At 35.2% G+C, this 24,999-nt stretch carries 22 protein-coding genes and 3 pseudogenes; 15 read left to right on the forward strand and 10 right to left on the reverse strand.

What is annotated here, in order from left to right:
• Window position 1 precedes the first annotated feature (1 nt).
• Window positions 2–784 carry an ABC transporter ATP-binding protein gene (locus T479_RS09820; RefSeq protein WP_025219418.1) on the reverse strand — a complete coding sequence of 261 codons (783 nt, stop codon included), beginning with the start codon at window positions 782–784 and terminating at the stop codon, window positions 2–4.
• 210 nt (window positions 785–994) lie between these two features.
• Between T479_RS09820 and T479_RS23170 the strand changes: the two are divergent.
• The 8 genes and pseudogenes from T479_RS23170 to T479_RS09855 form a co-directional block, all read left to right on the forward strand.
• A pseudogene (locus tag T479_RS23170) lies at window positions 995–1,150 on the forward strand (nucleotidyltransferase domain-containing protein); the annotation flags it as partial.
• Between the two features lie 31 nt (window positions 1,151–1,181).
• Complete coding sequence (locus tag T479_RS09825; RefSeq protein WP_025219419.1) at window positions 1,182–1,460, forward strand: YxxD family cognate immunity protein YxxD; 279 nt, start codon at window positions 1,182–1,184, stop codon at window positions 1,458–1,460.
• 399 nt (window positions 1,461–1,859) lie between these two features.
• Complete coding sequence (locus tag T479_RS09830; protein ID WP_025219420.1) at window positions 1,860–3,179, forward strand: SPFH domain-containing protein; 1,320 nt, start codon at window positions 1,860–1,862, stop codon at window positions 3,177–3,179.
• Window positions 3,180–3,193: 14 nt separating this feature from the next.
• Entirely contained in the window at window positions 3,194–4,297 is a 1,104-nt protein-coding gene (locus T479_RS09835; RefSeq protein WP_024361845.1) for a TFIIB-type zinc ribbon-containing protein, read from the forward strand.
• Window positions 4,298–4,504: 207 nt separating this feature from the next.
• Window positions 4,505–5,401, forward strand: coding sequence for a fatty acid kinase binding subunit FakB (locus T479_RS09840; protein ID WP_024361844.1), 897 nt, complete (start codon window positions 4,505–4,507; stop codon window positions 5,399–5,401).
• A gap of 154 nt (window positions 5,402–5,555) precedes the next feature.
• Window positions 5,556–6,761 carry an EAL-associated domain-containing protein gene (locus T479_RS09845; RefSeq protein ID WP_024361843.1) on the forward strand — a complete coding sequence of 402 codons (1,206 nt, stop codon included), beginning with the start codon at window positions 5,556–5,558 and terminating at the stop codon, window positions 6,759–6,761.
• A 456-nt stretch (window positions 6,762–7,217) separates the two neighbouring features.
• Window positions 7,218–7,502, forward strand: a complete 285-nt coding sequence (locus T479_RS09850) for a hypothetical protein (RefSeq protein ID WP_025219421.1) — start codon at window positions 7,218–7,220, stop codon at window positions 7,500–7,502.
• Window positions 7,503–7,647: 145 nt separating this feature from the next.
• A complete protein-coding gene (locus tag T479_RS09855; protein WP_227665439.1) occupies window positions 7,648–8,004 on the forward strand; it encodes a peptidylprolyl isomerase in 357 nt (118 codons plus the stop codon).
• Between the two features lie 353 nt (window positions 8,005–8,357).
• Here the strand turns inward: T479_RS09855 and T479_RS09860 are convergent, their stop codons facing one another.
• A complete protein-coding gene (locus tag T479_RS09860; RefSeq protein ID WP_025219423.1) occupies window positions 8,358–8,870 on the reverse strand; it encodes a tellurite resistance TerB family protein in 513 nt (170 codons plus the stop codon).
• Window positions 8,871–9,592: 722 nt separating this feature from the next.
• On the opposite strand from T479_RS09860, the gene T479_RS09865 reads away from it, so the two are divergent.
• The gene (locus T479_RS09865; protein ID WP_024361838.1) at window positions 9,593–10,609 is read left to right on the forward strand and encodes a bile salt hydrolase; all 1,017 of its coding nucleotides are present in this window, start codon (window positions 9,593–9,595) and stop codon (window positions 10,607–10,609) included.
• A gap of 276 nt (window positions 10,610–10,885) precedes the next feature.
• On the opposite strand, the pseudogene T479_RS24340 reads toward T479_RS09865, so the two are convergent.
• A pseudogene (locus T479_RS24340) lies at window positions 10,886–10,942 on the reverse strand (Ltp family lipoprotein); the annotation flags it as partial.
• 142 nt (window positions 10,943–11,084) lie between these two features.
• A pseudogene (locus tag T479_RS23180) lies at window positions 11,085–11,794 on the reverse strand (IS30 family transposase).
• A 493-nt stretch (window positions 11,795–12,287) separates the two neighbouring features.
• Here T479_RS23180 and T479_RS09875 point away from each other — a divergent pair.
• From T479_RS09875 to T479_RS09885, 3 genes are all read left to right on the forward strand, one after another.
• Entirely contained in the window at window positions 12,288–12,614 is a 327-nt protein-coding gene (locus tag T479_RS09875) for a hypothetical protein (RefSeq protein WP_025219424.1), read from the forward strand.
• A gap of 245 nt (window positions 12,615–12,859) precedes the next feature.
• Window positions 12,860–13,060 carry a hypothetical protein gene (locus T479_RS09880; protein WP_025219425.1) on the forward strand — a complete coding sequence of 67 codons (201 nt, stop codon included), beginning with the start codon at window positions 12,860–12,862 and terminating at the stop codon, window positions 13,058–13,060.
• Window positions 13,061–13,538: 478 nt separating this feature from the next.
• Window positions 13,539–14,588, forward strand: coding sequence for a 2,3-butanediol dehydrogenase (locus T479_RS09885; protein WP_024361837.1), 1,050 nt, complete (start codon window positions 13,539–13,541; stop codon window positions 14,586–14,588).
• A gap of 174 nt (window positions 14,589–14,762) precedes the next feature.
• Here the strand turns inward: T479_RS09885 and T479_RS09890 are convergent, their stop codons facing one another.
• The 3 genes from T479_RS09890 to T479_RS09900 all read right to left on the reverse strand — a co-directional run bounded on the left by T479_RS09890 (window position 14,763) and on the right by T479_RS09900 (window position 17,604).
• Window positions 14,763–15,716 carry a TRM11 family SAM-dependent methyltransferase gene (locus T479_RS09890; RefSeq protein WP_407080994.1) on the reverse strand — a complete coding sequence of 318 codons (954 nt, stop codon included), beginning with the start codon at window positions 15,714–15,716 and terminating at the stop codon, window positions 14,763–14,765.
• Between the two features lie 344 nt (window positions 15,717–16,060).
• Window positions 16,061–16,393, reverse strand: coding sequence for a chaperone CsaA (gene csaA / locus T479_RS09895; protein ID WP_025219427.1), 333 nt, complete (start codon window positions 16,391–16,393; stop codon window positions 16,061–16,063).
• Window positions 16,394–16,659: 266 nt separating this feature from the next.
• Window positions 16,660–17,604 (reverse strand): helix-turn-helix transcriptional regulator, encoded by a 945-nt coding sequence (locus tag T479_RS09900; RefSeq protein WP_025219428.1) that lies wholly within the window; start codon window positions 17,602–17,604, stop codon window positions 16,660–16,662.
• A gap of 113 nt (window positions 17,605–17,717) precedes the next feature.
• Here T479_RS09900 and T479_RS09905 point away from each other — a divergent pair, with 113 nt between their 5' ends.
• The gene (locus T479_RS09905; RefSeq protein ID WP_025219429.1) at window positions 17,718–18,248 is read left to right on the forward strand and encodes a dihydrofolate reductase family protein; all 531 of its coding nucleotides are present in this window, start codon (window positions 17,718–17,720) and stop codon (window positions 18,246–18,248) included.
• 155 nt (window positions 18,249–18,403) lie between these two features.
• Here the strand turns inward: T479_RS09905 and T479_RS09910 are convergent, their stop codons facing one another.
• Both T479_RS09910 and ku read right to left on the reverse strand, forming a co-directional pair.
• The gene (locus tag T479_RS09910) at window positions 18,404–19,441 is read right to left on the reverse strand and encodes a serine hydrolase domain-containing protein (RefSeq protein ID WP_025219430.1); all 1,038 of its coding nucleotides are present in this window, start codon (window positions 19,439–19,441) and stop codon (window positions 18,404–18,406) included.
• Window positions 19,442–19,589: 148 nt separating this feature from the next.
• Window positions 19,590–20,408, reverse strand: a complete 819-nt coding sequence (ku, locus tag T479_RS09915) for a non-homologous end joining protein Ku (protein WP_025219431.1) — start codon at window positions 20,406–20,408, stop codon at window positions 19,590–19,592.
• Window positions 20,409–20,510: 102 nt separating this feature from the next.
• Here ku and T479_RS09920 point away from each other — a divergent pair, with 102 nt between their 5' ends.
• Window positions 20,511–22,337 carry a DNA ligase D gene (locus T479_RS09920; RefSeq protein ID WP_025219432.1) on the forward strand — a complete coding sequence of 609 codons (1,827 nt, stop codon included), beginning with the start codon at window positions 20,511–20,513 and terminating at the stop codon, window positions 22,335–22,337.
• 53 nt (window positions 22,338–22,390) lie between these two features.
• Here T479_RS09920 and T479_RS09925 read toward each other — a convergent pair whose 3' ends face one another.
• Window positions 22,391–23,353, reverse strand: a complete 963-nt coding sequence (locus T479_RS09925; protein ID WP_025219433.1) for an MBL fold metallo-hydrolase — start codon at window positions 23,351–23,353, stop codon at window positions 22,391–22,393.
• Between the two features lie 134 nt (window positions 23,354–23,487).
• Here T479_RS09925 and T479_RS09930 point away from each other — a divergent pair, with 134 nt between their 5' ends.
• A complete protein-coding gene (locus tag T479_RS09930; RefSeq protein ID WP_025219434.1) occupies window positions 23,488–24,972 on the forward strand; it encodes a methyl-accepting chemotaxis protein in 1,485 nt (494 codons plus the stop codon).
• The last annotated feature ends 27 nt before the right edge of the window (window positions 24,973–24,999 follow it).

The raw sequence follows: 24,999 nt of genomic DNA on the forward strand, positions 1-24,999 counted from the left end.
ACTACACCTCCTGGACAACCGCTACGAATTGTTCACCAATTTCTTTATGATTATGAAAACCTGTTAGTTGGTTGAAAATCCCCTCTAACGTTCCGGCCGTATTAGCGGCTTGTAGTTGAGCAAATGTTCCATCAGCAGCGATTTTTCCATCATTCAGTAATATAATGCGACTGCTGATTTTTTCGACCACATCCATGATATGGGAGGAATAAAATATCGTTTTACCTTGGGCTGCTAATTGCGTTAAAATCTCTTTGAAAATCATGACACTATTCGCATCCAAGCCGTTTATAGGTTCATCCAAGAACAGTAAATCTGGATTATGTATAAGGCTAGCGATAATTAATAGCTTTTGCCTCATGCCTTTTGAATAAGAAGATATTCTTGCATGATAGGCTTCTCCAACACCGAACAACTCCATTAATGATTTAGATTTGGCGGTCGCTACATCTAAATGCAATCCGTAAAGCTGGCCGATGAAAGTCAAATACTCATAGCCAGTTAAATTATCATAAACATCGGCTATTTCAGGCACATAGCCAATTTTCCGTTTATAATCAATGCTATTTTGTTTAATATCCTCCCCAAATAGCTTAATTTCACCACCATATTCCCCTTCAATCCCCAATATAATTTTGACAGTTGTACTTTTGCCAGCGCCATTCGGACCGATGTAGCCAATAATTTCGCCTCTTGACACATGTAAGTCAATTCCTTTTAAAATTTCTTTGCTGCCATAGCTCTTCGTTAAGTTCATAATCGTTAAAATCTCTTGTTGGTCCATGTTATAGCTCCTTTCTGTTTAGAAAATTAACCATACAACGGTATTAGCACCATTTTTCATCGTGCTATATATTATTATACATGATTTTAGCAATCTGTTATTAATTACAAATTCCTTTGTAAAAATTTGATTCGCTTTAACAGGAGATTTTCTGCAAGTGTAGAAAGTATATTCTATGTAATTCAGTAATTTTCAGGAAGAGTTGGCAATTTGGATTATTTAAAAAGGGATCACGCAGTCGAAGCAACACTTCAGTTTATTACAAAACATTTCCCTCATTGCGATGGGGCTTTATTGGCTGGAAGTGTCATTCGGGGAGAGGCGATAGAGACCTCGGATTTAGATATTGTCGTTTTTGATAAAAATCAAAAGACAGCCTAATGAGGAGCTAGATAAAATGATTATTGATAATGTAGTTTTAAAATTACTTGAGTATAGTACTTCAAAGCCTAAAATAGAAATAACTTGGGATAATAATCAGACCAGTTTATGCGAAATTGATACATTTTATGACACAGACAACGGATTAGAACTTCATGACGAAGGCTATGAAGAATATCATGTTGCATTGGTGAAAGAGGTGACGAATAACAAATATATCGAAATAGGAATAGGTGATAAGAGACCTGTAATTATTAAATTAGCAGATACAGGGGAAGTTATATTTAACAAATAAATATAACTATGATTAACTTACTTAACATTTAAAAATGACCAAGTTCTCTATTAATATTGAATTTGGTCATTTTCTATTGCTATTAATTAAAACTATATGTGCAATAAATGTGTAGTTGAGCAAAGTTAATCGTAACATGATGATTATAAAGAATATTCCGAACTCTTATAAAGATTAGTTATGCAAGACCTTTAGCGAAAATTATTAATTCGCTTGGCTTCGCCTTGCACCATATGGTGGAAAATTATTTGACGGTTTTTCAGTAGGGAAGTTATAAGCATCCTAATGCCCAAGTGAAAATTTTGAAACAAATTGTCCTTTTTTGCGTAGTACAATAGGTAGGGCAATATTTTTAATGATAAAATAACATTAAGTATTTATTTAAAGGTGGGAAATAGAATGGGTTTATTAAAAGCAGGTATTGGGGCATTAGCAGGTGTATTAGAAGATCAATGGCGTGAGTATTTCTACTGTGAGTCCTTATCAGCAGATGTCCTTGTTGCTAAAGGTATTAAACGCACTTCGAAACGTGGCTCAAATAAAGGAAATGACAATCTGATTAGTAATGGCTCAATTATTGCCATTAATGAAGGGCAATGTATGATGATTGTTGAGCAAGGCAAGGTAGTGGAGTTTTCTTCCGAATCCGGTGAATATGTCTATGACACATCTACAGAGCCATCTATTATGTATGGGGATGATTTGTCAGCAAACATTACGGAAACGTTTAAGCAAATTGGAAAGCGTTTCACATTTGGTGGAGAGCCTGCTAAAGATCAACGTGTGTATTATTTCAATAAAAAAGAAATCGTTGGCAATAAGTACGGAACACCTGCGCCAATTCCTTTCCGTGTCATTGACCGCAATATTGGCTTAGATATTGATATTACCATTCGTTGTCATGGTGAATATTCTTATAAAATAGTAGACCCATTATTATTTTATACAAATGTCTGTGGAAATGTAGAGCGTGAATATACGCGGGATGCCATTGATAGTCAATTGAAAACAGAGCTTATGACGGCATTACAACCAGCATTTGCTCAAATTTCGGCAAGTGGCGTGCGCTATAGTGAAATCCCTGCGCATACAGTGGCGCTGGCAGATGCTCTTAACAAAGTGTTATCTGAAAAATGGTTGGCAACACGTGGTTTAGCAGTCGTATCATTTGGCATTAGTTCATTAAAAGCTTCTGAAGAAGATGAAGCGATGATAAAACAACTACAGCGCAATGCAGTGATGCGTGATCCTGGGATGGCGGCTGCGCATTTAACTGGGGCACAAGCAGAGGCGATGATTGCAGCTTCACACAATGACGGCGGTGCAATGGCTGGGTTCATGGGGATGAATATGGCAACACAAGCGGGTGGCGTCAATGCAAGCCAACTATTCCAAATGAGCGAGCAAAATAAACAGAGACAAGCAACAACGCCACAACAATCGAGCCCATCCAATGCTTGGACATGTTCATGTGGACAAGAGAATACGGGTAAGTTTTGCTCAAACTGTGGTGCAGCAAAGCCAGTAGAAGAAGGCTGGCCATGTTCATGTGGCACAATCAATAAAGGTAAATTCTGTAGTGAATGTGGGGCGAAAAAACCGTCTGGCGCATTGCAATATGCTTGTGATAAATGCGGTTGGCAGCCAGAAACTCCTGCAAATCCTCCGAAATTTTGCCCTGAATGTGGCGATGTTTTCGATGATAATGATCTAAAGTAAGGAGATGACTGATGATGACGACGCAAGAAATGGAAAACGTCAAAGAGGCAAAGTTAGAATTCGATGCTGAATGTCCATCATGCAGTGCATCAATTGAGTTTAACCCCGCAACAGGCAAGCTAACTTGTCCATATTGTGGCTTTGAAACCGAGATTGCCAAACCGGAAAAGGAACAAGAAAAAGTGGCCCAAGAAATGGATTTTGCAAAGGCCGAAGAGCGAGGAAACTTTAACTGGGGTGTAGAGAAAAAAACGGTTGTTTGTAAAGCTTGTGCTGCTGAAACGATTTATGATGCATTACAAGTAGCAGATAGCTGTCCATATTGTGGCTCAAATCAAGTAATGGAAGCGAGTGCTTCCAATACACTTGCACCAAATGGCGTATGTACATTTGAAGTAACAGATAAACAAGCAGGCGAAAATTTTCAAAAGTGGATTAAAAGTAAATGGTTTACGCCAAAGGCTGCTAAAATTAGTGCAAAGCCGGATGCTTTTAAAGGTGTTTATCTACCTTATTGGACGTTTGATACAAAAACAAGCTCACGCTATTCTGCAAGCTATGGTAAGCATCGAACGGTCACTGATAAGGATGGCAATCAGCGTACAGTTACAGATTGGTATACTACCAGTGGTTTCTATCAGGAATTTATAGATGATTATTTAATTAGTGCAACAACTCGCTATGATCGTCAGATGATGCGAAAAATAGAGCCATTTAACTTATTAAATAATAAATCCTATAAACCAGAGTATGTAGCAGGATTTCTCTCAGAACGCTATAGTATTGGTTTACAGGATGGCTGGAACCAAGCAAAGAGAGAAATTCACGATCATTTAGAAGCGGAAATTACGGCAAAGATTCGTATAGAAAAATTTGCAGATGTTGTCTCCAATTTGCGATTTTCTACAACACATGATGACATTACATATAAGTATTTAATGTTACCAATATGGCTTTCTTCTTTTAGATATAAAGAGAAAATTTATCGATTTATGGTGAATGGTCAAACAGGTCGTGTTGGAGGAGACGCACCGATTTCGCCATTGCGTGTAACAATTGCAGTCCTTGTATCGTTAATGATTGCGGCAGTAGTCTGGTATTTCTTTATGAATGAATAACGAATAATAACCGTATCCTAGAAGTGTGTACATTTTTTACTTTTAGGACACGGTTTTTTATTGTGAATTTTGTCGAAAAAATGTCGAACGCTGTAAAAAAATTGTGCAATTATGATAAATGTCACTATTCATCACGGTTCTGTCTATGTATAGTTGCATAAGTTATAAGGATTAATACTTTACAATAGACAGGGAGCACAGCATTTAATGAACAAGAAAATAGCATGGGTTACAGATACAGCAGCATTGTTAGATGAAAAATTCATACAGGACAATCAAATTCACGTGTTACCACTCAATATTGTTTTTGAAGAGGGCGTATTACGAGAAACTGTTGATATGACACATGATGAATTTTATGACAAACTTCGTACTACTAAAACACATCCAAAGACATCGCAACCTGCCATTGGTGAAGTGGTAGCGTTATATAAATCGTTAAAACAGCAAGGCTATGACTGTGCTATTGCTATTCATACTTCGCAACATTTGTCGGGCACTTATTTAAGCGCTTTCACAGCAGCACAACAAGCACAATTTGAAGTATATCCAGTTGATTCTAAAATCGGTTCATTCCCAATGATGAAAATGATAGAACTCGGGCAGCAATTAGAACGAGAAGGCGTCCCACCACAACAAATCGTTGAAAAAATCAATGAACTTGCAGATCATAGCGAGCTGTCCTTTATCCCAGCGAGCTTATCACAATTGCATAAAAGTGGCCGTGTGTCAGGGACACAGGCGTTTTTGAGTCAACTATTAAATATAAAAGTCGTTATTTCTTTTGATAATGGTAAAGTTGTCATGAAGGAAAAAGTACGTGCACTAGCAAAAGCAAAAGCATATGTAGAAAACCTTCTAATAAATGATTTAGACTCACATCAAATTCCAGAAGTAGCTGTTATTCACTGTAATAATGAAGAAGGTGCGATGAATTGGAAATTAGCCCTAGAAAAAGCGTATCCGTTTATTATTTTTCACGTTCTGCCATTGAGTGCTTGTGTCGGTGTGCATGCAGGGGAAGGAACACTTGGACTGAGTTGGGTACGCAGACCGGAGACAATCGCACAAAAACAACAGGAAAAAGAATTAGTGACGGTCTAAACGAACAAACGAATAACAAAAATATGGCATGTGAAGTTGCGAAATTCCTATAAACAAACTATTATACAGTCAGAGAGCTTTTTCATTAAATGAACTGTAGTTGTAATGTTATTTTTGAATAATGATAGATTATTCAAGTATGGAGGTTTCGACAATGGACGCAATTGAAGTGTTAACTAATTTAGATCAAATACATGGGTATTTTCAACCTATATTTAGCGCTGATGCGCATACGGTGATTGCCTACGAAATTTCCGGACAGTTACAAATAGAAGGTCAACAAATCAATTTAAAAGATTTTGTGAATAATGAAGATATTCCAGAAGAATATCGGATTGATATGGAGCATAAAATTTTACACGCTGCATTAACGCAGATAGACACAGTAGCACCCGATATTGATATTTATATTCCAAGTAATCCAAACTTGTTAATGCAAGATTTCGGTGAAAGTCATTTTAATATTATTCAACAATATATAGGGGAAGAAGATTTACATCGTATTGTCTTAGTTGTTTCCGAGCATCGATTTTTAGGCGATATTAATAAATTGCACCACGCTCTTCGCTATTTTACAACATTCGGTATGAAAATTGCTGTGCAAGAAGTAGGTGCTGAAAGTCATTTAGAACATATCGCATTATTATCACCTCAAATTTTAAAGGTTAATATACGTGATTTGAATTATGACTCATGGTCTGCACAATCTGATATGATTTCAGCCATTGGAAGCTTAGCTTATAAAATCGGGGCTAACTTATTGTTTGAAGGAATAGGAACTGTTTACCAATTGCAATTTGCTTGGAAAAACGGGGGACGATTCTATCAAGGTTCTTATTTAGCAAATGCTGCAAAGACATTTGTGGAGAAAGATATATTAAAGGAACGTTTTAAAGAGGAATGTCAGCAATTTATAACATCTGAAAAGAAGATGCTTCAGGCACAATATTTCGAGTTGAAGAAATTAAGAGAAGAGTTAGAAGCGATTGTTCATCGAGTAAAGCCTTCTAGCGATAATATTTCACAATTAGAACATTTAGCAGAGCTTTTAGATCATTACTCTTTCCGATTATATATCTGTAATGAGGATGGTTTCCAATTAACGCCTAACGTGATGCGTGTAGAAGGGATATGGGAATTACAGCCAAATGCAATTAATAAAAATTGGAGTTGGCGACCGTATTTCCTACAAACGATTATTAAAATGCGAAATGATCAAAATGGGGAAATTTCAGAACTGTATCGAGATATCGAGACAGGAGAAATTACGCGAACATTTTCGATTGCCATTAATGAACACGAATATTTATTTGTCGATCTTTCCTATGATTTTTTATATGAACATAATATATTTAGATAGACTAATAAAAGCTTATATAGCAAGAGTGGAGGGGTACAAATATCGTTTGTACCCCAAATAAAGGTAAAAAATAGGAATTAACCAAATGTCATTCATGTTTTAGTTCTTCATATGCCAACGACTGAGCATATGCCTTCATAACCATTTTTGGAGTATCTCCGATCATTTTGGCTATCTTGGTAACGGGAATACCTTCGGCAATTATAATACTTACATAAGTGTGAAGTAGTACATGTGCAGAGAATCGTTTAATCTGCTGCTTCTTTTTGCAAGTGTGAAACAACTGAACTGCAATAATGAATCTTTAAAGAGTGCCTTTGTGGTGCTCTTTTTCAAATAGTTGTTTAAAATCTTCCTTCCATGGTGTCGTAATTTACGCCAATACTGCGTCCGAATGAGGAAGTGGGAACCATTTAATTACAATTTGTGTCTATATTGAAAAAGGGAGGTATCATTATGTGGTTAATATTAGGTCTTATTACTATAATAGCAACTTTTTTCAATCTATATAGGTATATAACAGGTAAAGATTATAAACTTGCGATGGCAATGGGGTTATCATTTACAGCATTGACACTCTGTGCAGAACATAGCCTTTTATCTAATTGGGTAAAAGTTGAAGATTGGGCGGCTTTATTGGATGTTGTACCGACTATGGAAAAAACGTTATGGTTACTAACCATTGTTTCAATTTTACTAAATATAGCACCTATCCTATTAGAACGAAAAAATAAAAAATAAATACTTATTGTTGTTCATTTGGATATACAGCGTTAAGAGCAAAATGTCCTCCATCCGCTTTCGGCATGTTGAGTTATATAATATTTGTGAAAACAAGGTTACCTAATAGAAATATGGTGCTTAATTGAGGAGACAATTTTCTTTAATGTTAGTTACGGCAATCATAGTAGCAGCTTGTTATTCAAAAGAATTAAGTATTATTGAAATTCAAAGTGTTCCAACAAAAGTAACGGAAAGAATTAATCCTAATTCCACACTGCAATACATTCATGATAGTGAAAAGGGAGACGCCTATATTATTTTTCAATCTTTAGAAACAGTTATAGCTCAGCTTGAAGTGAGAGAGAACATATTAGACATAAAGTTAGATAGTGTAAGTCAAGAAAATAGTGAGTTAAAACAGTACGTATTTAAAATTACTCATGGTGATGCAAAATATGACACAGTTCAAGTGTTAGTAAACGGATACGCTACGCCTTTTGATATTGTCTCGGGTTTTTAAAGATATTTCAAATAACGTTCTTAAATCAAAGTATAGTAATTAAATTTTATTTCTTACTTCACTTAAATAGTAGCAGGAATTTAAAAATCTAATACTATTAAACTCATTTGATGAAATTTTCGGGTGGGTCGATTAAATAATCAGATGCTCATTATCTGGTTATTTATTTTTGCCCAATTATACTTGTGTAAACGTTGTTCTGGAATTATTGCAACAAATGCTTTTGTGTAAGGGAAGATAATCTTGTCATATACAGCAGCCTAATCTACACGAGCAAAAGAACGAGATGAATTTAACTTTGATTTTATTATAAACACAAAAACGTCACTCATTTAAAATGAGTGACTGGGATTTTATTTTGAAAGATTTACTTTATATCCAGTTTGATTTTTCGCATGGTTTGGATTTAAGAATACTGAACGATCATTTTTTAAAACAATAACTTCAAAGAAAGGTTTGAATCTTTCTTCAGAAATCCCGAAAGCTTTTAAGAATTTAGCAAATAGTTGTTGTTCTTGGATTTCAGCTTCACCATCAGATAAAGATGAATCGATAATATTAACTAAAATGCACATCTTTTGAGCATCAGTTAATGCTGGAGCCGCTTCAAGTAAAAATTGGTCTACGGAATTTCTATTTACGTATTTAATAACTTGGTCCATTAAATCATTATTGTTACCACCTACATAAACTGTACTGCCTTTTTTCTTACCTCCAATAACTGATAACAACTGACCTATTTCCTCATTATCATATTCACCATCTGCCCCCATCATATAAAGTAAAGAAGTTACAAATGCAAAATGGGGATTCATACCTTGTTTGTTATGAACCTTGTCCCCTTTAAAGATATCAAATAATCCCACTAATAAATCCTCCTATTATTTTAATTTATAAAAATTACATTGAAGATATGTAATGTTTTATCTTAAATCTATAATTGCCATCATTGTTAAGATTGTATCAATATTGGTAAGTGTTGTCAGTAATAATCGTGTGAATTAAATGCCATTCTATGAAATGTAACCTTAAATGGTGATTTTGTAATTTACTAGTAGTTCATAATAAGTTACCTATTCAATAGCATATCCTTTAACCTACCTCCTAATCATAAAAGATAGTTATATTTGCACCAGTTGCTAAGCAAAGAGGGTCTTTTATATATGTAAACGTATATCAAATTTGACAGTTTAGTGAAAAAATACATGCCTATAAAAATATGAATTTTATTAGAAAGTCAATTGTTAGACAGTGGATTTTTTAAAAATACTACTTTCATAGTATTAGAAAATAATAGTAACGCCAAAAAATGACGGTGTATGTGGCGCGATGTGGCGTTATTGCATGGGATTGGAAATTTCAGTCTTAAAAAAAGGTGGTATGACCGCCAAAAAACGGCGTAAATTTATCCTTGAATTTCCATTAATGGAAGTGATAGTATGGTTTTGGAAGCGGAATAAATCTATTTTTAGTTAATTATGGTACTCGTGATAAGTGAAGTAAATTCTTTATTATGAAGATACGTTAGTTGATTTAAAAATAATTCCGTTACATTTTTTTAAAATACTTTTTCAAGGGAGTGTTTTTTATGTTAGGTTGCAGTAGCTTATCAATTCGTACAACAGATGATAAAAGTTTATTCGCTCGCACAATGGATTTTACAATGGAACCAGATAGTAAAGTGATTATTGTCCCACGTAATTACGGCATTCGATTGTTAGAAAAAGAAAATGTAGTCATTAACAATTCATATGCTTTTGTTGGAATGGGAAGCACTGACATTACATCACCAGTTCTCTATGATGGGGTAAACGAAAAGGGATTAATGGGCGCAATGCTTTACTATGCTACATTTGCGACTTATGCTGACGAACCTAAAAAAGGCACAAGAGGCATCAATCCCGTGTATGTAATTTCTCAAGTTTTAGGAAATTGTGTAACTGTCGATGATGTTATTGAAAAATTAACTTCTTATACATTATTGAATGAGGCCAATATAATACTTGGCTTTGCACCCCCACTTCACTATACATTTACAGATGCTTCTGGTGAATCGATTGTTATTGAACCGGATAAAACAGGCATTACCATTCATCGAAAAACGATTGGCGTCATGACGAATAGCCCTGGCTATGAATGGCATCAGACAAATTTAAGAGCTTACATTGGTGTCACACCAAATCCGCCACAAGATATTATGATGGGAGACTTGGATTTGACACCGTTTGGGCAAGGGGCAGGGGGCTTAGGATTACCAGGTGATTTTACGCCGTCAGCACGTTTTCTTCGGGTAGCATACTGGAAAAAATATACTGAAAAAGCCAAAAATGAAACAGAAGGCGTAACAAACTTGTTCCATATTCTATCTTCTGTAAATATCCCAAAAGGTGTTGTTTTGACAAATGAGGGGAAAACGGATTATACCATCTATACCTCAGCTATGTGTGCACAAAGTAAAAACTATTACTTTAAACTGTATGACAATAGTCGAATTTCAGCCGTTTCCTTAATGGCTGAAAATTTAAATAGTCAAGATTTAATTACATTTGAGTGGGATCGTAAACAAGATATTAAGCAATTAAATCAAGTAAATGTAATGAGCTAAAAATTGCCTATTATATAGTACAAGGTATTAAAAAATGCCCCCGATTGTTAGATATATGAACAATCGGGGGCTCTTTTTATTAAAAACTATTGTTATGGAAGATAATCTAAGGAGCTTAAATTTTTTAATGATGTCACAGTATCAGTACATAAGGATGAAAAAATGAATTGTAAATATACAAATAACGGGCAGTAAGAGCTGAAGTAGAAGAATTACTAATTTGTCATTTAAGAAATGAACAGGTTGGAAAAATTAGTCCTGGATTTGGGTTTAAGTTTATTCTAAATTATCAATCGCGTATTGTGCTTCTTTAGGAGTAAACTTTTCAGTGTATCTTCAATTGGTAATTCTATATATAAGGAAGTTAATTGATTAAAAATACATACACTTTTGACATATGCATAGTTTTAGCTATGTCTCTGCTTTTTTAGAGTTGATATTTATTCCCTTGAAATGCTTTTTAATTGATTGTTTGTCAAATTAAGTGCAACAGTTCTTCCCGAAACGCCTCGTATGCTGTTTTCCAACCAAGGCATTTCCTTGGTCGATGGTTGATGAAATGGAGTACTTGATTCATGTCATCTAGTGTCACGTGATCGAAATTCGTTTTCTTAGGGAAGAACTCGCGCAGTAAGCCGTTGCCGTTTTCATTACTGCCACGCTGCCAAGCAGAATAAGCATCCGCAAAATAGACTTGGATGTTTAGTTCTTTTTCTAGCACATTGTAACAGCTAAATTCTTTTCCTCGATCGGTTGTTGCCGTTTGGATTGTTCCTTTGGGCAATTGTTGGTGTAACTTTTTGATGGCTGCTTCCATTGATTTTGCAGAACGGTCTGGCATCAAAATGCCAGTATACCAACGGGTTTTACGCTCAATAAATGTAGCGACACAGCCCTTTGCTTGGCCACGTCCGGAAACCATTGTATCTAACGCCCAATGTCCAAAGGTGTCCCGTTTCCTTTAAAGTTGGTGTTAGTTTTAACTTCGCACCACAGGTTCGATTTATTTGTTTGATAGTGATCGTGTGCTACTTCAGCTGACCAGTTTGTATGGCGTTTCAGCTCTCTAGAAATGGTGGAGGGACTACGTTTTAGCTGCCTGGCAATTTCTCGTTTGGAATAACCTAATTCAAGATAGGCCTCTATTTTAGCGCGTTCAGATATGGTAAGATGAGTATAGCTCATAACGGTTCCTCCTCAAAATGTCGGTGTGGTAACTACATTTTATACGAGGTCGTTATGGGTTTCTTTTATTTTGTCTTAAAGGTGTTGCACTTAATATTACAATTCATCAATTAAATTTAGTGGTTAGAAACTCCTACTACGTTGGGGTACTTCAAAAACTAGAAGTTAGTCTGAATTGATGCCCTGGATCACCAGATTTCGTGAAAGTCACTCACTATAAAAATAGTGGATTTTTGAATATATTTATCTAAAAAATATGGTTAATAAGATACATATTTTTTTGAAAAATAGAGAAAAAGTATTGACAAGTTTTTTTGTATAGTATTAACATAATAGTACCTCGGGGTGTATTTAATTCTATTTTAAGATATAACTGTAATATATGATTTTCATTTTATTTTAAAATCTAATGGATCATTAGATCATTAGGTATATTCTACTCATGTAATTTTACTGTGGGAAAATATAAATTTTAAAATGGAGTGTGATTTCAATGGCAGTTCGTACTGACGCATACAATACAGGAAAAGCAATGGGAGAGACATTAAATAATTCAAAAGTAGGGCAAGTATTTAATAGTACTGCGAAAAAAGTAGGTAACGTATTTGTTGATTATGGAAAAGCAATTAATAAGGCAGCTCAACAAACTGTTTATGGAAATATTGAAACACCATATGGAACTGGCGGCGGTGCTATAAAAGGATTATTTAGTGGAGGACTTAAAGGTGCTGCAAAAGGTGCTGGTACAGGTATGCTTTTAGAATTTGGTCTTAGATCTGCTACTAATATTTATCATGACGTAATTAGAGGATCTAAATAATAATAAAAAGTAACAAGTTGAGTTTAAATCAACTTGTTACTTTTATAATTTTATAATAATTGAATATTACAGTCTGTTAAAATTTGGTTCTGTATTGTTATATATCTAAACAATAATTAATTAGAACTCATTAGTTGAAAATAGGCTATCTATGCATATGCAAAATCACATAAATATTAATTAAAAATATAGTAACACGATAATTTTAATTATTTTGTAATTACAGGATGTGAAAGTTTTTTCTTATGAAAAAAAGAAGAGATCTCGGTTCGTTTATTACAGATTATGGTTCATTTATAATTACTGCATATTTAGTAGGATTTTTTATAATATCTAAAATATTTTCTTTTTCTGCTATAGATAATTGGATTGTTATTTTTGTTGGTTTCATCATTACCTTGATTATGATAAAAATAAAAAAAGATAAAGAGAAGCAAGACAATTAGGAAAACAATTTTTGCATTATCATTCTTCTGTAAACTATATTATTTCGTGTCGTTCTCATTCGAGATTTGGAAAGAGAGTGTTCATTCTTTCCAACGCTCCCGACAATGATGGAAACGACATTTCTTAAATCCTCGATTATCATAACCAAAAGATTTGATTAACAACAATTCATATTGTTAATCTTCTTTTCACTGCAAAACGCACCCTAATTAAACAGCAAACATTTCAATGTTTAAAACGTTTATTGATATACTAATAAAATATGTATTTTACTATAGAGAAAATATCAAAGTTTATGATATACAATATATAGTGTTATTTGTTTTAAAACATCAATATATTGTTTTTGTTTAGTTATATACTAAATTAATAGGATTACTATAATTTTTTTGAGTCATTATATTTGTATCATTTTATTTTAGTGATAGAATGAAGTTGTGACAAAAAGACATAAATTCCATCGGAGGTTTCGACATTATGAAAGCAGCAGTTTGGTACGGAGAAAAAGACATTCGTATTGAGGACAGAGAATTAAAAGCTCTTAAAGATAATGAAGTTACAGTTCGTGTAGCTTGGGCTGGTATTTGTGGTAGTGATTTACATGAATATCAAGAAGGACCTGTCTTTATTCCAACAAAAGAAAAAGATGAATTAACTGGTGAAATCGCTCCACTGATTATGGGGCATGAATTTGCAGGAACTATTGAAAAAGTTGGTGCAAACGTTACTAAGTTTAAAGTGGGCGATCGCGTTGCAATTAACCCTACATTAACGCACGGTAACAAACCTGAAGATATGGACGCTTATGATGGTTTTAGCTTCATCGGTTTACATGGCGATGGTGGCTTCACTACTTATGCAAATGCTCCTGAAAGTAATGTTTATTTACTACCTGAAACAATGACACTTGAAGACGGTGCACTTGTTGAACCGACAGCTGTAGCAGTACAAGCTGTAAAAGAGGGTAATTTACGTTTCGGTGATACTGTGGCGATTTTTGGTGCTGGCCCAATCGGCTTATTAACTGCTATTGCAGCTAAAGCAGCTGGTGCAAGTAAAATTATCGTATTAGATTTATCTGAAACACGTCTTGAAAAAGCAAAAGAACTTGGTGCAACGCACGTGATTAACTCTGGTGAAGTAGATGGTGTAGAAGCAATTCGCGCAATCGTTCCAGATGGTGTGGATGTATCATTTGAAGTTGCAGGTGTTGCGCCAACATTTAAACAAGCAATCGATGCAACAAGAGCTCGTGGTACTATGGTTATTGTATCAATCTTTGCTCGTCCAATTGAATGGAATCCAATTCATTTAACAAATACAGGTGTGAAAATTACTTCAAGTATTGCTTACACACCAACATCATTCCAACAAACAGTTGATTTAATGGGCAGTGGTCAATTAAAACCTCAAGGAATTATTACTGGCCGTATTCAATTAGATGATATCGTTGAAAAAGGCTTTGAAGCTTTAACAAACGATAAATCACAAGCTAAAATTTTAGTAGAATTAAGCGGCGAGAAATAATACTTATTTTTAATAAATTGTAAACAAGCAAGCACCTATTAGTGAGGACTAATAGGTGCTTTTTAATTTTGATAGGCTATATGGGATGTTTATTTTGAAATCCCATTCAGGCCGATGAAAGAAATTCCTATCAGCCCCAATGGGTTATTAATCATTTATGGTGATAGAGAAGGCTTATTGACATAATAAAATCTGACGTAAGAAAGACTGCTTTTTCGCAATGCAGCGATCGGCAATCATGAAACCAGCATCATGTATTAAATCATCAATTGTTTCAATAGTAACGACAACTACTTTATCCGCAATTCGACGAGCGTGTTTAAGTATATTATATTGATCTTCACGTGATGAATGCGTAAACAAATTGTATGGTAAATCAATAATAGCTACATCATAGTGTTCTGTTACTTCTGAAATGGGACCTAAAGTAATCTTTCCTTGTAAACCAAAATAGGCTATATTTTCGCGAGAACCGCTACAAACAAAATGATTGATATCTCTTCCTTCAATATCAATACCCATAGAAAGAGCTTCTACTATTACCGTTCCTATACCACAGCAAGGGTCAATAGCACGAATATTTTGTGGCTGAGGAATGGCGATATTGGCAACGGCGCGAGCAACTCTTGTACTAAGTGCTGTTGAATAACTATTTGGTTTATGTAAATGTTTACGCCAAATGGACTCACTTTTCAGATGTTTACCGAAATACCATTTTCCATCTATTAAAATAAGACCAAAAATAATTTCAGGATAATTTAGATCAGGGTCTCCCTCGATACATAATCCTAGCTCGCGTTCTATTCGTCGGCGCTCTGGCTGAGAAATTTTCTTTGTTTGACCTATAACAAAATTATTTAAACAAACTACCTTATAAGTTTTTTCACCAACTATTAAATTCTTCACTAATTTTTTTATATTTTCTACGCTATGGTCTTCAAACAGCACTGCAAGTCGATCTTGTATAAAAGGACTACGACTAGGGTCAACTTCTAGATTGCTTATCATATAGTTTGATGGGGAATCTACACCGAAAAAAGAGCGCATCTCCATTCTACATAAATCGTATTCATCTACATGATGGACATATGTGTATATATATTTATTGGTATGTTGTTCGTTAATCAATGGGTTATCATCCTTTTCTATTATTGATCACTTGATATTGGTCAAATAATTGTAGATGTCTCTAGGCACTAAACTTCAAGTCTATCACAACTTCATCAATAATTGAAATGAACAAAAAAAGCGTACGTTATTGTGGGCGATTTTTAATATTCTAAAAATAGAAAAGAGTCACTTCCCTAAAGAAAGTGACCCCAAAACAGGAGAGTTTTTGTAAAGGCTTTTTAAGCTTTACACTATTATGAATATGCAGAGGAAGTTATCAAGCTTTAGCCATTTGTCAGTGCAATCAAATAAAATGTTTTATACGGATGGCAAAGTGACAGTGAAAATGGGAATAGGGTGCTTTAACTAATTTTTGTGCCATTGGGTACTGATTGATCGGGTGTTAATAGAATGACATCTCCCTCTATTGGAACACCACCGATTACGAGAACCTCTGATTTGAAACCTGCTACTCGCCGTGGCGGGAAATTGACAACTGCTACTACTTGTTTGCCGATGATTTCATCTGGTGTATATCGTTTTGTAATTTGTGCAGAAGATTGCTTAATGCCCAATGTTTCACCAAAATCAATGCTCATTTTAATAGCGGGAACTCGTGCCTTTGGTAATTCTTTCGCTTCCATAACTGTACCGATTCGAATATCCAGTGCCATAAAGTCTTCAATGGTCGCCATAATTTCACTCCTTAATTGGGGTTTTTGTAAATGTTAACATAGAAGGTCTTGTTATCCAAGAAACATCTCTATACATAATGAGAGAGGCAGTATAGTTACTATTAACAAGGCTAAGGATTTCACAAACAACGTTACATCGTATACATATGGGCAAGGCGCAAACTCTATTTTACTGCTTACATTTCCTTATTTTTAATAACCTATAAAATATTTATTTTCAGACCAACAAAAAATTTTCCACGCAGATTCTAGTTGGAACGAGCCATTTATAAATTTCCTTCTTGATACATCGTTAAAATTTCTTTAGCCTGTTTCCGCATATGTTGGATTAATTCTTCTGGCTCAATAATTTTTGCATGTAATCCTAGTCTATAAAATAGAGGAGCGATAAAGTGAAGCTCACCTTCATCAATCATCGCATCGATAGTACCCGTACCATTTTCGTTGATGGTCACGAAACCTTGGAAATTTGGCTCACTTAGACATTGGCGTACGCCTTCTTTAGACAGTTCAACAAGCAATCTAATAGGGGTTTTTACTTCATATGAATCAAACCATTCTTCTAAGTTTGTAAAATTGCTGTCGTCTTTTATGCTTGAAATAATGGCATGGACACGATCCACTCGAAACAATAAAACTTTATCTTTATGAAAGTCGTATGCAGGCATATACCATAGTCCATTATGAGCATATACACCGATAGGACGAATATGCTTTGTTGTTATTGCTTTTTTTGAGTGGTATTGAATGTGAAGCTGACTTCCTTCAATCGACGCATCTAAAACATTTTTTAATAAAGGGGTATCGATTGTTCTCTTAGGATTCCAAAAGGCAATATAAGAGCGAAGTTTATCTACTTTTGCTTGGGCATCTTTTGGAAGTGAACGATATAATTTATGTGTGACGGAGCGGATTTCAGCATCAAAAGGTAAATCACGATAATAATTGAGCGCTTGAAATGCAAAGAAAATGGATACAACTTCTTCTTCTGTAAATAACATAGGTGGAAGTAGACGTGTTGTAATAACGGTATATCCTCCATTCCTCCCTTGTTCTGCATATATGGGTAAACCCATATCGCTTAAATCCAATAAATCACGATGCACAGTTCGGACGGATATTTTAAATTCATCGGCTAGTTCTTGCGCTGTAAATTTTCTTTTCGCATTTACAAATAGTAGAATATCTAATAAACGTTTTGCTTTAGACATATTCTCACCTTTTCTTTTAATCATGCCATTACTTGTCATGTTTACTGTTTAGTATAGTTTGTGCTAATGATTTAATCAAAAGCAAAACGCTCATGAGAAAAGGAGACCACCTAATGAATAGAAAAATTGTTTTATTTGTTGCGACTAGTGTAGATGGATTTATTGCGAAAGAGGATGATGACTTACAATGGTTATTAGAATCAGAAGGGGAAGGGGATAATGGGTACATGGATATGTATCAAACAATTGATACCATCATAATGGGGAAACGCACCTATGATTATGTGATGGAACACTCTGATGCTTTTCCATATTCTGATAAAAAATGTTATGTTTTCTCGAAATCAGCAAAGAACAAAAATGACGATGTGGAATTTGTGAATGAAAATGTTGTATCGTTTACCCAACAGTTAAAGCAACAATCAGGAGCACATATTTGGATGGTTGGTGGAGCAGAGATTCTTGATGCTTTTATGAAAGAAAATCTAATTGACGAATACATTATTACCATTACCCCGCATATATTAGGTTCTGGCATAGCCCTATTTAAAAAGGATAATCCGCAAATCAATCTAGAATTAATAAAGACAACATGTTATGGACAGATGGTGCAAATGCATTATCAAGTAAAACAAGAAAGTTGATTTTTTGGCTGTCGCATATGTTTTTTAAGTAAGTTTTAGCAATAAAGAGATATATCTAAAAGGCGGTCAAAAAAGCATTTGTCCAACCAGTTGTCGGTATTATACCAACGACTGGTTGCTTAGTTTTGTTTGGATTTGGTAGGGAAAAACGTCGTTTATGAACAGGAGATAAGTGATTTGTATAGTTCACCTATGATTCCTTGCATTTGATGAACGCCTAAATCAGTATTTGTCATAACAATCATTCCTTTTTCTATATAAGGAAAAAATACAAGCATACATTGAAACCCAATACCCCAGCCAAGGGAGGAGATTTCTACTTCTTGTCCTGAGCCCTCAAGGAATACCCCTAAACCAGCCCATTCTTTAGCACCTTGTGGTTGAATTAGTTCTTCGACTAGGTTTGCAGAGATACCGATTTTACTAGAGCCCTTTAAAGCATTTATTAACTCTAGTAATAATTTAGCTAGATCAGCGGGGGATGTCCATAAGCCACAAGCAGCAGGGTAAGGATAAATTGGGTAGTTATCTGTCACCGATTTTCCATTTTTGTGGTGACCACTAGCGAAAGATTGTGCTTTTGATGATGCAAATGTTGTAGAAAGTGTGCTATGTGTCATAGTTAACGGTTTAAATATATGCTCTTCTATAATCGAGTCAAATGATTGTGCCATTACATCTTCTATTAATAACTGTATAATACAAAAACCAGCATCCGAATAATGAAATGCATGCCAAGGTTCACCACTTACTTCTATAGGGCTTTGACAGTAAGGTGTTGTGCCATTTAACAAATTTACCATTGACAGTTTCGCATGAGCAGCGTTTAAAGTTGAAAAACTATTCACTGGATCTATAATGCCAGATTGATGACAAAGTAAGTTTCGTAATGTTACTTTTTTTAGCTTCGTATATTGATTTTCCGGTACCTTCCACGATTTCAGTTTGTGATTGACATCCTCATCTAAATCTAAATAGCCTTGCTCTACTAATACCATTACTACCATGCTCGTTAAAAATTTGCTTATAGAACAGGCATTGAAAATAGATTGGTCATTTACTTTTTGCCTAGTTCCTGCCATAAGATATCCATAATGTTCTATTTGACTAATTTGCCCCTTTTCAATTACTAAAAGGCTTAACCCTTGAACACGATAGTGATTCATACGTTCCTCAATATTTACTTTGGTCATTAGACACCATCCATCAATTTTTATACTAATTATAACATGATGAACAAACATACGTTTCCTTTTAAGGGGGGGTAGCTATATCACAAGAAAAAGGCATCGAGTATACAAGTTCTCGATGCCTTTTGTTCTATGGTTGGTGAGCACCGCATTACGCATTTTTCTTCGTTTTGGTTGCTCTTTTTCTTGTTGTAGGTTTTTTTGTTTTATCTAAAGAAGCTTGGAGTGCTGACATCAAATCAGTAACGTTGTCAGGTAGAGGACGCTTATCACTTGCAGATACTGAATTTGTCGCTTTCTTTTCTTCGATAAGTTCCATTAAAGAATTGCGATAGTCATCTGTATATTTTTCTGGATTAAATACAGTTGTTAACTGGTCAACTAGCATCAGTGCAGCGTCTAATTCTTTTTGAACAATGGTTGGCTCGCTTGGGATGTTTGGAACATCTTGCACATTACGAACTTCGTCAGGAAAATGGATTGTTTCCATTACGAGGGCATTTTGATAAACACGAACAATCGCAAGCTGTTCCTTCGAACGAATAATAATTTTAGCAACGCCAATTTTACCTGACTCTTCTAATGTTTGTCGCAATAGGGCATATGCCTTACTGCCTGTAGTATCAGGCGATAAGAAATAAGTTCGTTCAAAATAGATAGGGTCAATTTCGCCTAATTTAACAAAATCGATAATTTCAACAGCCTTATCTTCGTTTTCTTTACGCAAGTTCTCTAGCTCTTCTTCATCTAGAACGACAAACTTATTTTTTGCATATTCATATGCCTTTACAATATTTTCTTCCGTTACTTCTTGATTACAACCCTCACATACTTTCTTATAGCTAATAGGTGTATGGCATTCTTTATGAAGTTGTCGTAATTTAATGTCTTTATTTTCTGTAGCAGCATGTAGTTTAACTGGTATGTTGACAAGACCAAATGAAATACTGCCTTTCCAAACTGTATGCATGTTGTCACCTCGTTTTTCTTACTATGTAATAATTTGATGTGTTTTATGTATGCTAAATAAAAATAGTGTCAACAGTACAAAATAAGAAAGTAGGTGTACAAGATTAAACCAATGTTATTAGTAGAAGCAAATGAACCGCCAAAAGGAGATGATTGGCTTTACGAAGGGAAATATGACGGATTCCGCTGTCTATTACAATGGACTGGTGAAGAGCCTATTTTGAAAAGTAGAAATGGCAATGTGTTAAATCATTTGTTTCCGGAAATTATTGATTATTGCAGAAGTCTTTATAATCAGATCAAAGAATTTTTACCGTTAGTATTTGACGGAGAAATAGTGTATTTAATCAACAACTATAAAAGTGAATTTGCAATCGTGCAACAACGGGGAAGAATGCAAAAAAAAGAAGTGATTGCTGAACATGCCACATCCTTTCCTTGTCATTATATTGTTTTTGATTTACTTTCCTATCAAGGGGAAAGTCAAATGAATCGCTATTTAAAAACGCGAAAACAGCAACTAAACACTCTTTTTACATCGTTAAAGCTACCGACTGCTATTAAATATGAAGAAAACCATCGTTTACAAGCAATTGATGTTTTTGAAGATAGCCAAACTTTGTGGCATTTCATCAAAATTTATAATGGTGAAGGTATTATTGCCAAGAAAAAGACGAGTAAATGGCAGGAGGCTGTACGGTCAACACATTGGCTAAAAATTAAGAATTGGAAAATTGTCACAGTGATTGTGAACAAATTTGATAAAGGAAATGGATATTTTCACGGTTGTGTGCATCGACAGGGTGTGCTAACGGAAGTGGTTGTTTTTAGGCATGGGATGAAAAAGGACGAGTTAAATACCCTTATTACATTTTTTCAAGCAAACGGGCAACAAAACAACGAAACATGGCAATTAGAACCATCCATCTGTATTGATATCGCATGTATCGACTTTGATGGTAGTAAGTTAAGAGAACCTCGTTTTCATGCCTTTCGATTAGAAATGGAACACCAGTACTGTAATTGGCAACTTATGCAACGCCAGCTTATGCCAATACCGGATAGTGTGCCAGTCACGCATCCCAACAAGCCGGTGTGGCCTGCTATCGCGATTACAAAAGAGGACTATTTGTACTATTTACAGCTTGTATCACCCTTTATACTGCCATTTTTACGAAATCGACCTATTACGTTAATTCGTTTTCCTCATGGGGTACCAGGAGAGAGTTTCTATCAAAAAAGCAGTCCGGAACATCTACCTGCATTTGTCGAAACAGAAAGAATGAGCGAACATCATAGTATCCTATGCAATAATCTTGAAACACTGTTGTGGTTAGGGAACCAACTTGCATTAGAATTTCACATCCCTTTTCAAACGATTGACACTGAAAAGCCTACAGAGATTGTTTTTGACCTAGATCCTCCTTCGGTCGACGCATTTTCACTTGCCATAAGCGGTGCACTACACTTAAAAGAAATATTTGATTATTTTAAACTACAGTCTTTTGTTAAAACTTCTGGTGGCAAAGGTTTGCAAGTTTATATTCCATTACCATTCAATACATTTTCTTATGAACAAGTTCGCCTTTTTACAGAGTTTGTCTGTCGTTTTTTATGTGAGCAAAAACCCGAATTATATACGATTGAACGTTTAAAGAAAAATCGCAAAGATAGATTGTATTTAGATTATGTGCAACATGCGGAAGGGAAAACCATTATATCGCCGTTTTCCACCAGAGGTAACGAAATGGGCTTAGTTGCAACACCTCTACATTGGAATGAAGTAAACGACAAACTATCACCGGAACAATTTACGATACCTGCTGTTATAGAGCGAATCAAACGAGTGGGTAATCCATTGATCCATTTTCAAGCGATAGGGGAAGAACAGGACTTTCAGGCAGTGCTTCAGCATTTAAATAACCAATAAAAGAATCTGCAACATTTCTCAAAGTTATCGTGAGAAATGAGCAGATTCTTTATCTATTTGCTAGTAGATGGTTTGTTTTTTTGCAAATAATCAAGAATGCCCATTGCTGATACTGCTGTATCAAAAGGAAGTGTTTGATAGACGGGATGGCTTTCTGCAATACCATTTCTCTGTAGATATTGATGTAATAGTGCTTGTAATCTCGTATCTAATAATTTAGCTTGCTGTGCTAAAGTACCCGGTGAAGCTAGTGCCTTTTCTCCTTCAACTAGAAATAACGGCGTCCAGTAACGAACTTGACGATAGGCTTCTGTTGGATTTTGATAAGCACCGTAATGACCGAAATACAATTCCTGAACGTTAAGTTTTTCGTATAATTGAATCGATTGCTCCATCGTATCCGGATCATACTGATTCGGGGAAGTTGAAGGGATAATTAAATCAATTGCTTCATCGGCCAACTCTGGATAACAGACACCTGTTGTATCACCTACAAACATTCCATTCGTCGCAGAGTAATGCATGGATACGTGATGCTTGGCATGACCTTCTGTATGGTAAAAAGTTAGTTGATGATTGCCCGATGATAAAATATCGCCATGCCTAGCTTCCATAATCCGTTCAGGCGCAACCGGTACGATTGGGTCAAAGAGGCGTTGGAATTCTTCACCATATACAGCCTTTGCACTTGCAATTAGGCGGGTTGGGTCAACCATATGCCCAGCACCACGGGGATGTACGACTAATTTTGCTTTCGGGCAACTTTGAAGAAAAAGACCAGCCCCGCCTGCATGATCTAAATGAATATGTGTAACGATGACATAGTCAATATCATCTAGTGTAATTTGCAATTCATTTAAACCTTCTATTATATAGGGCACGGAAGGACTTGCAGATGTTTCAATCAACGCAATTTTCTCATCGATAAGTAAATAAGCGCTGGTGCGTTCCTTCCGATTCAAATCGTGCGTATCAATGCAAAAAAAGTTTGGTGCTATTTTTTGTACGCTCTCCATTAAAAAATCTCCCTTCTGATTAAAAAAGCTAAATTCTCTCTAAAATACCTTTTTTGTCTACAAAAAGCAATGTTTATACTATATAATAATAGAAAAACAAACTGAATGTCTATTCATTTTTTAGGGGGAATATAATGGATGTCAATATTCGCTATGATACACGGAAAGTTCATCGTGTTAATTTAGCCATCATTTCAATTTTAGCTATTCTTATTTGTGGCCCAATGATACTTACAAAAGGAATTATGTTCTTATTTATTGGTCTGGCGGTAATTGCTTTCGCTTTATGTAATTATTTTTTACCTATCCAAACATATATTAAAGGATTTATATTTGGCATGATCCCATCCAGTATCGTTTTCACATTGTTTTTACTAGATAGTTTTTCATTGAACAAGCATTATATTTTGCTTTGTACAATTGCCATTATTGCGTTGTACTTTAAAAAGGAACTGATTATCTTTTTTGGGATCATACTAAACGTAAGCTTCGTGATTTTATATATAGTGAAATCGGAATCACTCTTGGGACCTTTCAACGATATTATTGTATTCATTACATTATTAGCCATTACCAATGGCATTATGATTGTTTTCTTTCTACTGGCTAAATGGGGAAATGAGCTAATTACACATGCAGCGGCGCAGCAAAATGAAGTAAAAGCTTCGCTCGCTCAACTACAGATGACCTTCAATCAAATTGAACAAAGTAGCTATAGACTAGATGAGCATATTACACGTTTTCAACAAACTATGCACAGTATTTCGGGGTCAAGTAAGCAAATATTACAAGCCACAGAAGATATCGCGGCTAGTATTCAACAGGAAGCCTCAAGTTTACAAATGATTCACGGAACAATGAAGGAATCCGTACAATTTGTTAATAAAACCTTTTCCATATCACAGGATACGGTAGCGAAATCTAGTAATCTCCAACAGGAAGTATTAGCAGGGTGGGGCAAAATGCAAGAGGCGATGGCTCAAATGAGTGTTATGAACAATGCAATCGGTTCAACTGCCGAGACCGTCCAAGCATTGCAACAAAGTTTGCACACAGTGGATAACTTGTTGAAAGGTATCCAACATATAGCAGAACAGACGAACTTACTTGCATTAAATGCCACGATTGAAGCTGCTAGAGCAGGCGAACAAGGAAAGGGATTTGCTGTCGTTGCTGATGAGGTACGGAAATTGGCAGAAGAAAGTGCGGCCATTACGGTTAGCATTACAAATGTAACTAAAACAATATTCGAAAAATCAACGGAAGCTCAACAACGTTCGAATGATGGAGAACAAGCACTACAATATGGTGAATTGCTGTTGCAGGATGTCAGCCATTTCTTTAACGTTTTAAAAGATACCTTTGCTATAACCAATACGGATTTAACAAGTGGTATGAATGAATTAAGTAGTGCCATTTTGCAATTTGAAAAAATTCAAGAACAAATTGAAAAGTTGAATGAGATGACGGAGGAAAATGCTGCTTCTACTAGTGACATTTTACTTTCGGTTGAGGACGAACATCAAATGCTTGAAATGATGACTAGTACAACCGATCAAATTCAAGAGCTTAGTATGGCGTTAAAGTCTCTGGTCACAAAGGATACTGTATCGAACTGAATGGATTGATTTTCCTTTATTATTTGG

This window comes from Lysinibacillus sphaericus, assembly GCF_000600105.1.
GTDB lineage: Bacteria > Bacillota > Bacilli > Bacillales_A > Planococcaceae > Lysinibacillus > Lysinibacillus sphaericus.

Excerpts from the sequence above, each read along its gene's own strand:
- T479_RS09820 (WP_025219418.1), bottom strand. The coding sequence starts at position 784 with ATGGACCAACAAGAGATTTTAACGATTATGAACTTAACGAAGAGCTAT.
- T479_RS09825 (WP_025219419.1), top strand. The coding sequence starts at position 1,182 with ATGATTATTGATAATGTAGTTTTAAAATTACTTGAGTATAGTACTTCA.
- T479_RS09830 (WP_025219420.1), top strand. The coding sequence starts at position 1,860 with ATGGGTTTATTAAAAGCAGGTATTGGGGCATTAGCAGGTGTATTAGAA.
- T479_RS09835 (WP_024361845.1), top strand. The coding sequence starts at position 3,194 with ATGACGACGCAAGAAATGGAAAACGTCAAAGAGGCAAAGTTAGAATTC.
- T479_RS09840 (WP_024361844.1), top strand. The coding sequence starts at position 4,505 with ATGAACAAGAAAATAGCATGGGTTACAGATACAGCAGCATTGTTAGAT.
- T479_RS09845 (WP_024361843.1), top strand. The coding sequence starts at position 5,556 with ATGGACGCAATTGAAGTGTTAACTAATTTAGATCAAATACATGGGTAT.
- T479_RS09850 (WP_025219421.1), top strand. The coding sequence starts at position 7,218 with ATGTGGTTAATATTAGGTCTTATTACTATAATAGCAACTTTTTTCAAT.
- T479_RS09855 (WP_227665439.1), top strand. The coding sequence starts at position 7,648 with ATGTTAGTTACGGCAATCATAGTAGCAGCTTGTTATTCAAAAGAATTA.
- T479_RS09865 (WP_024361838.1), top strand. The coding sequence starts at position 9,593 with ATGTTAGGTTGCAGTAGCTTATCAATTCGTACAACAGATGATAAAAGT.
- T479_RS09875 (WP_025219424.1), top strand. The coding sequence starts at position 12,288 with ATGGCAGTTCGTACTGACGCATACAATACAGGAAAAGCAATGGGAGAG.
- T479_RS09880 (WP_025219425.1), top strand. The coding sequence starts at position 12,860 with ATGAAAAAAAGAAGAGATCTCGGTTCGTTTATTACAGATTATGGTTCA.
- T479_RS09885 (WP_024361837.1), top strand. The coding sequence starts at position 13,539 with ATGAAAGCAGCAGTTTGGTACGGAGAAAAAGACATTCGTATTGAGGAC.
- csaA (WP_025219427.1), bottom strand. The coding sequence starts at position 16,393 with ATGGCGACCATTGAAGACTTTATGGCACTGGATATTCGAATCGGTACA.
- T479_RS09900 (WP_025219428.1), bottom strand. The coding sequence starts at position 17,604 with ATGTCTAAAGCAAAACGTTTATTAGATATTCTACTATTTGTAAATGCG.
- T479_RS09905 (WP_025219429.1), top strand. The coding sequence starts at position 17,718 with ATGAATAGAAAAATTGTTTTATTTGTTGCGACTAGTGTAGATGGATTT.
- T479_RS09910 (WP_025219430.1), bottom strand. The coding sequence starts at position 19,441 with ATGACCAAAGTAAATATTGAGGAACGTATGAATCACTATCGTGTTCAA.
- ku (WP_025219431.1), bottom strand. The coding sequence starts at position 20,408 with ATGCATACAGTTTGGAAAGGCAGTATTTCATTTGGTCTTGTCAACATA.
- T479_RS09925 (WP_025219433.1), bottom strand. The coding sequence starts at position 23,353 with ATGGAGAGCGTACAAAAAATAGCACCAAACTTTTTTTGCATTGATACG.
- T479_RS09930 (WP_025219434.1), top strand. The coding sequence starts at position 23,488 with ATGGATGTCAATATTCGCTATGATACACGGAAAGTTCATCGTGTTAAT.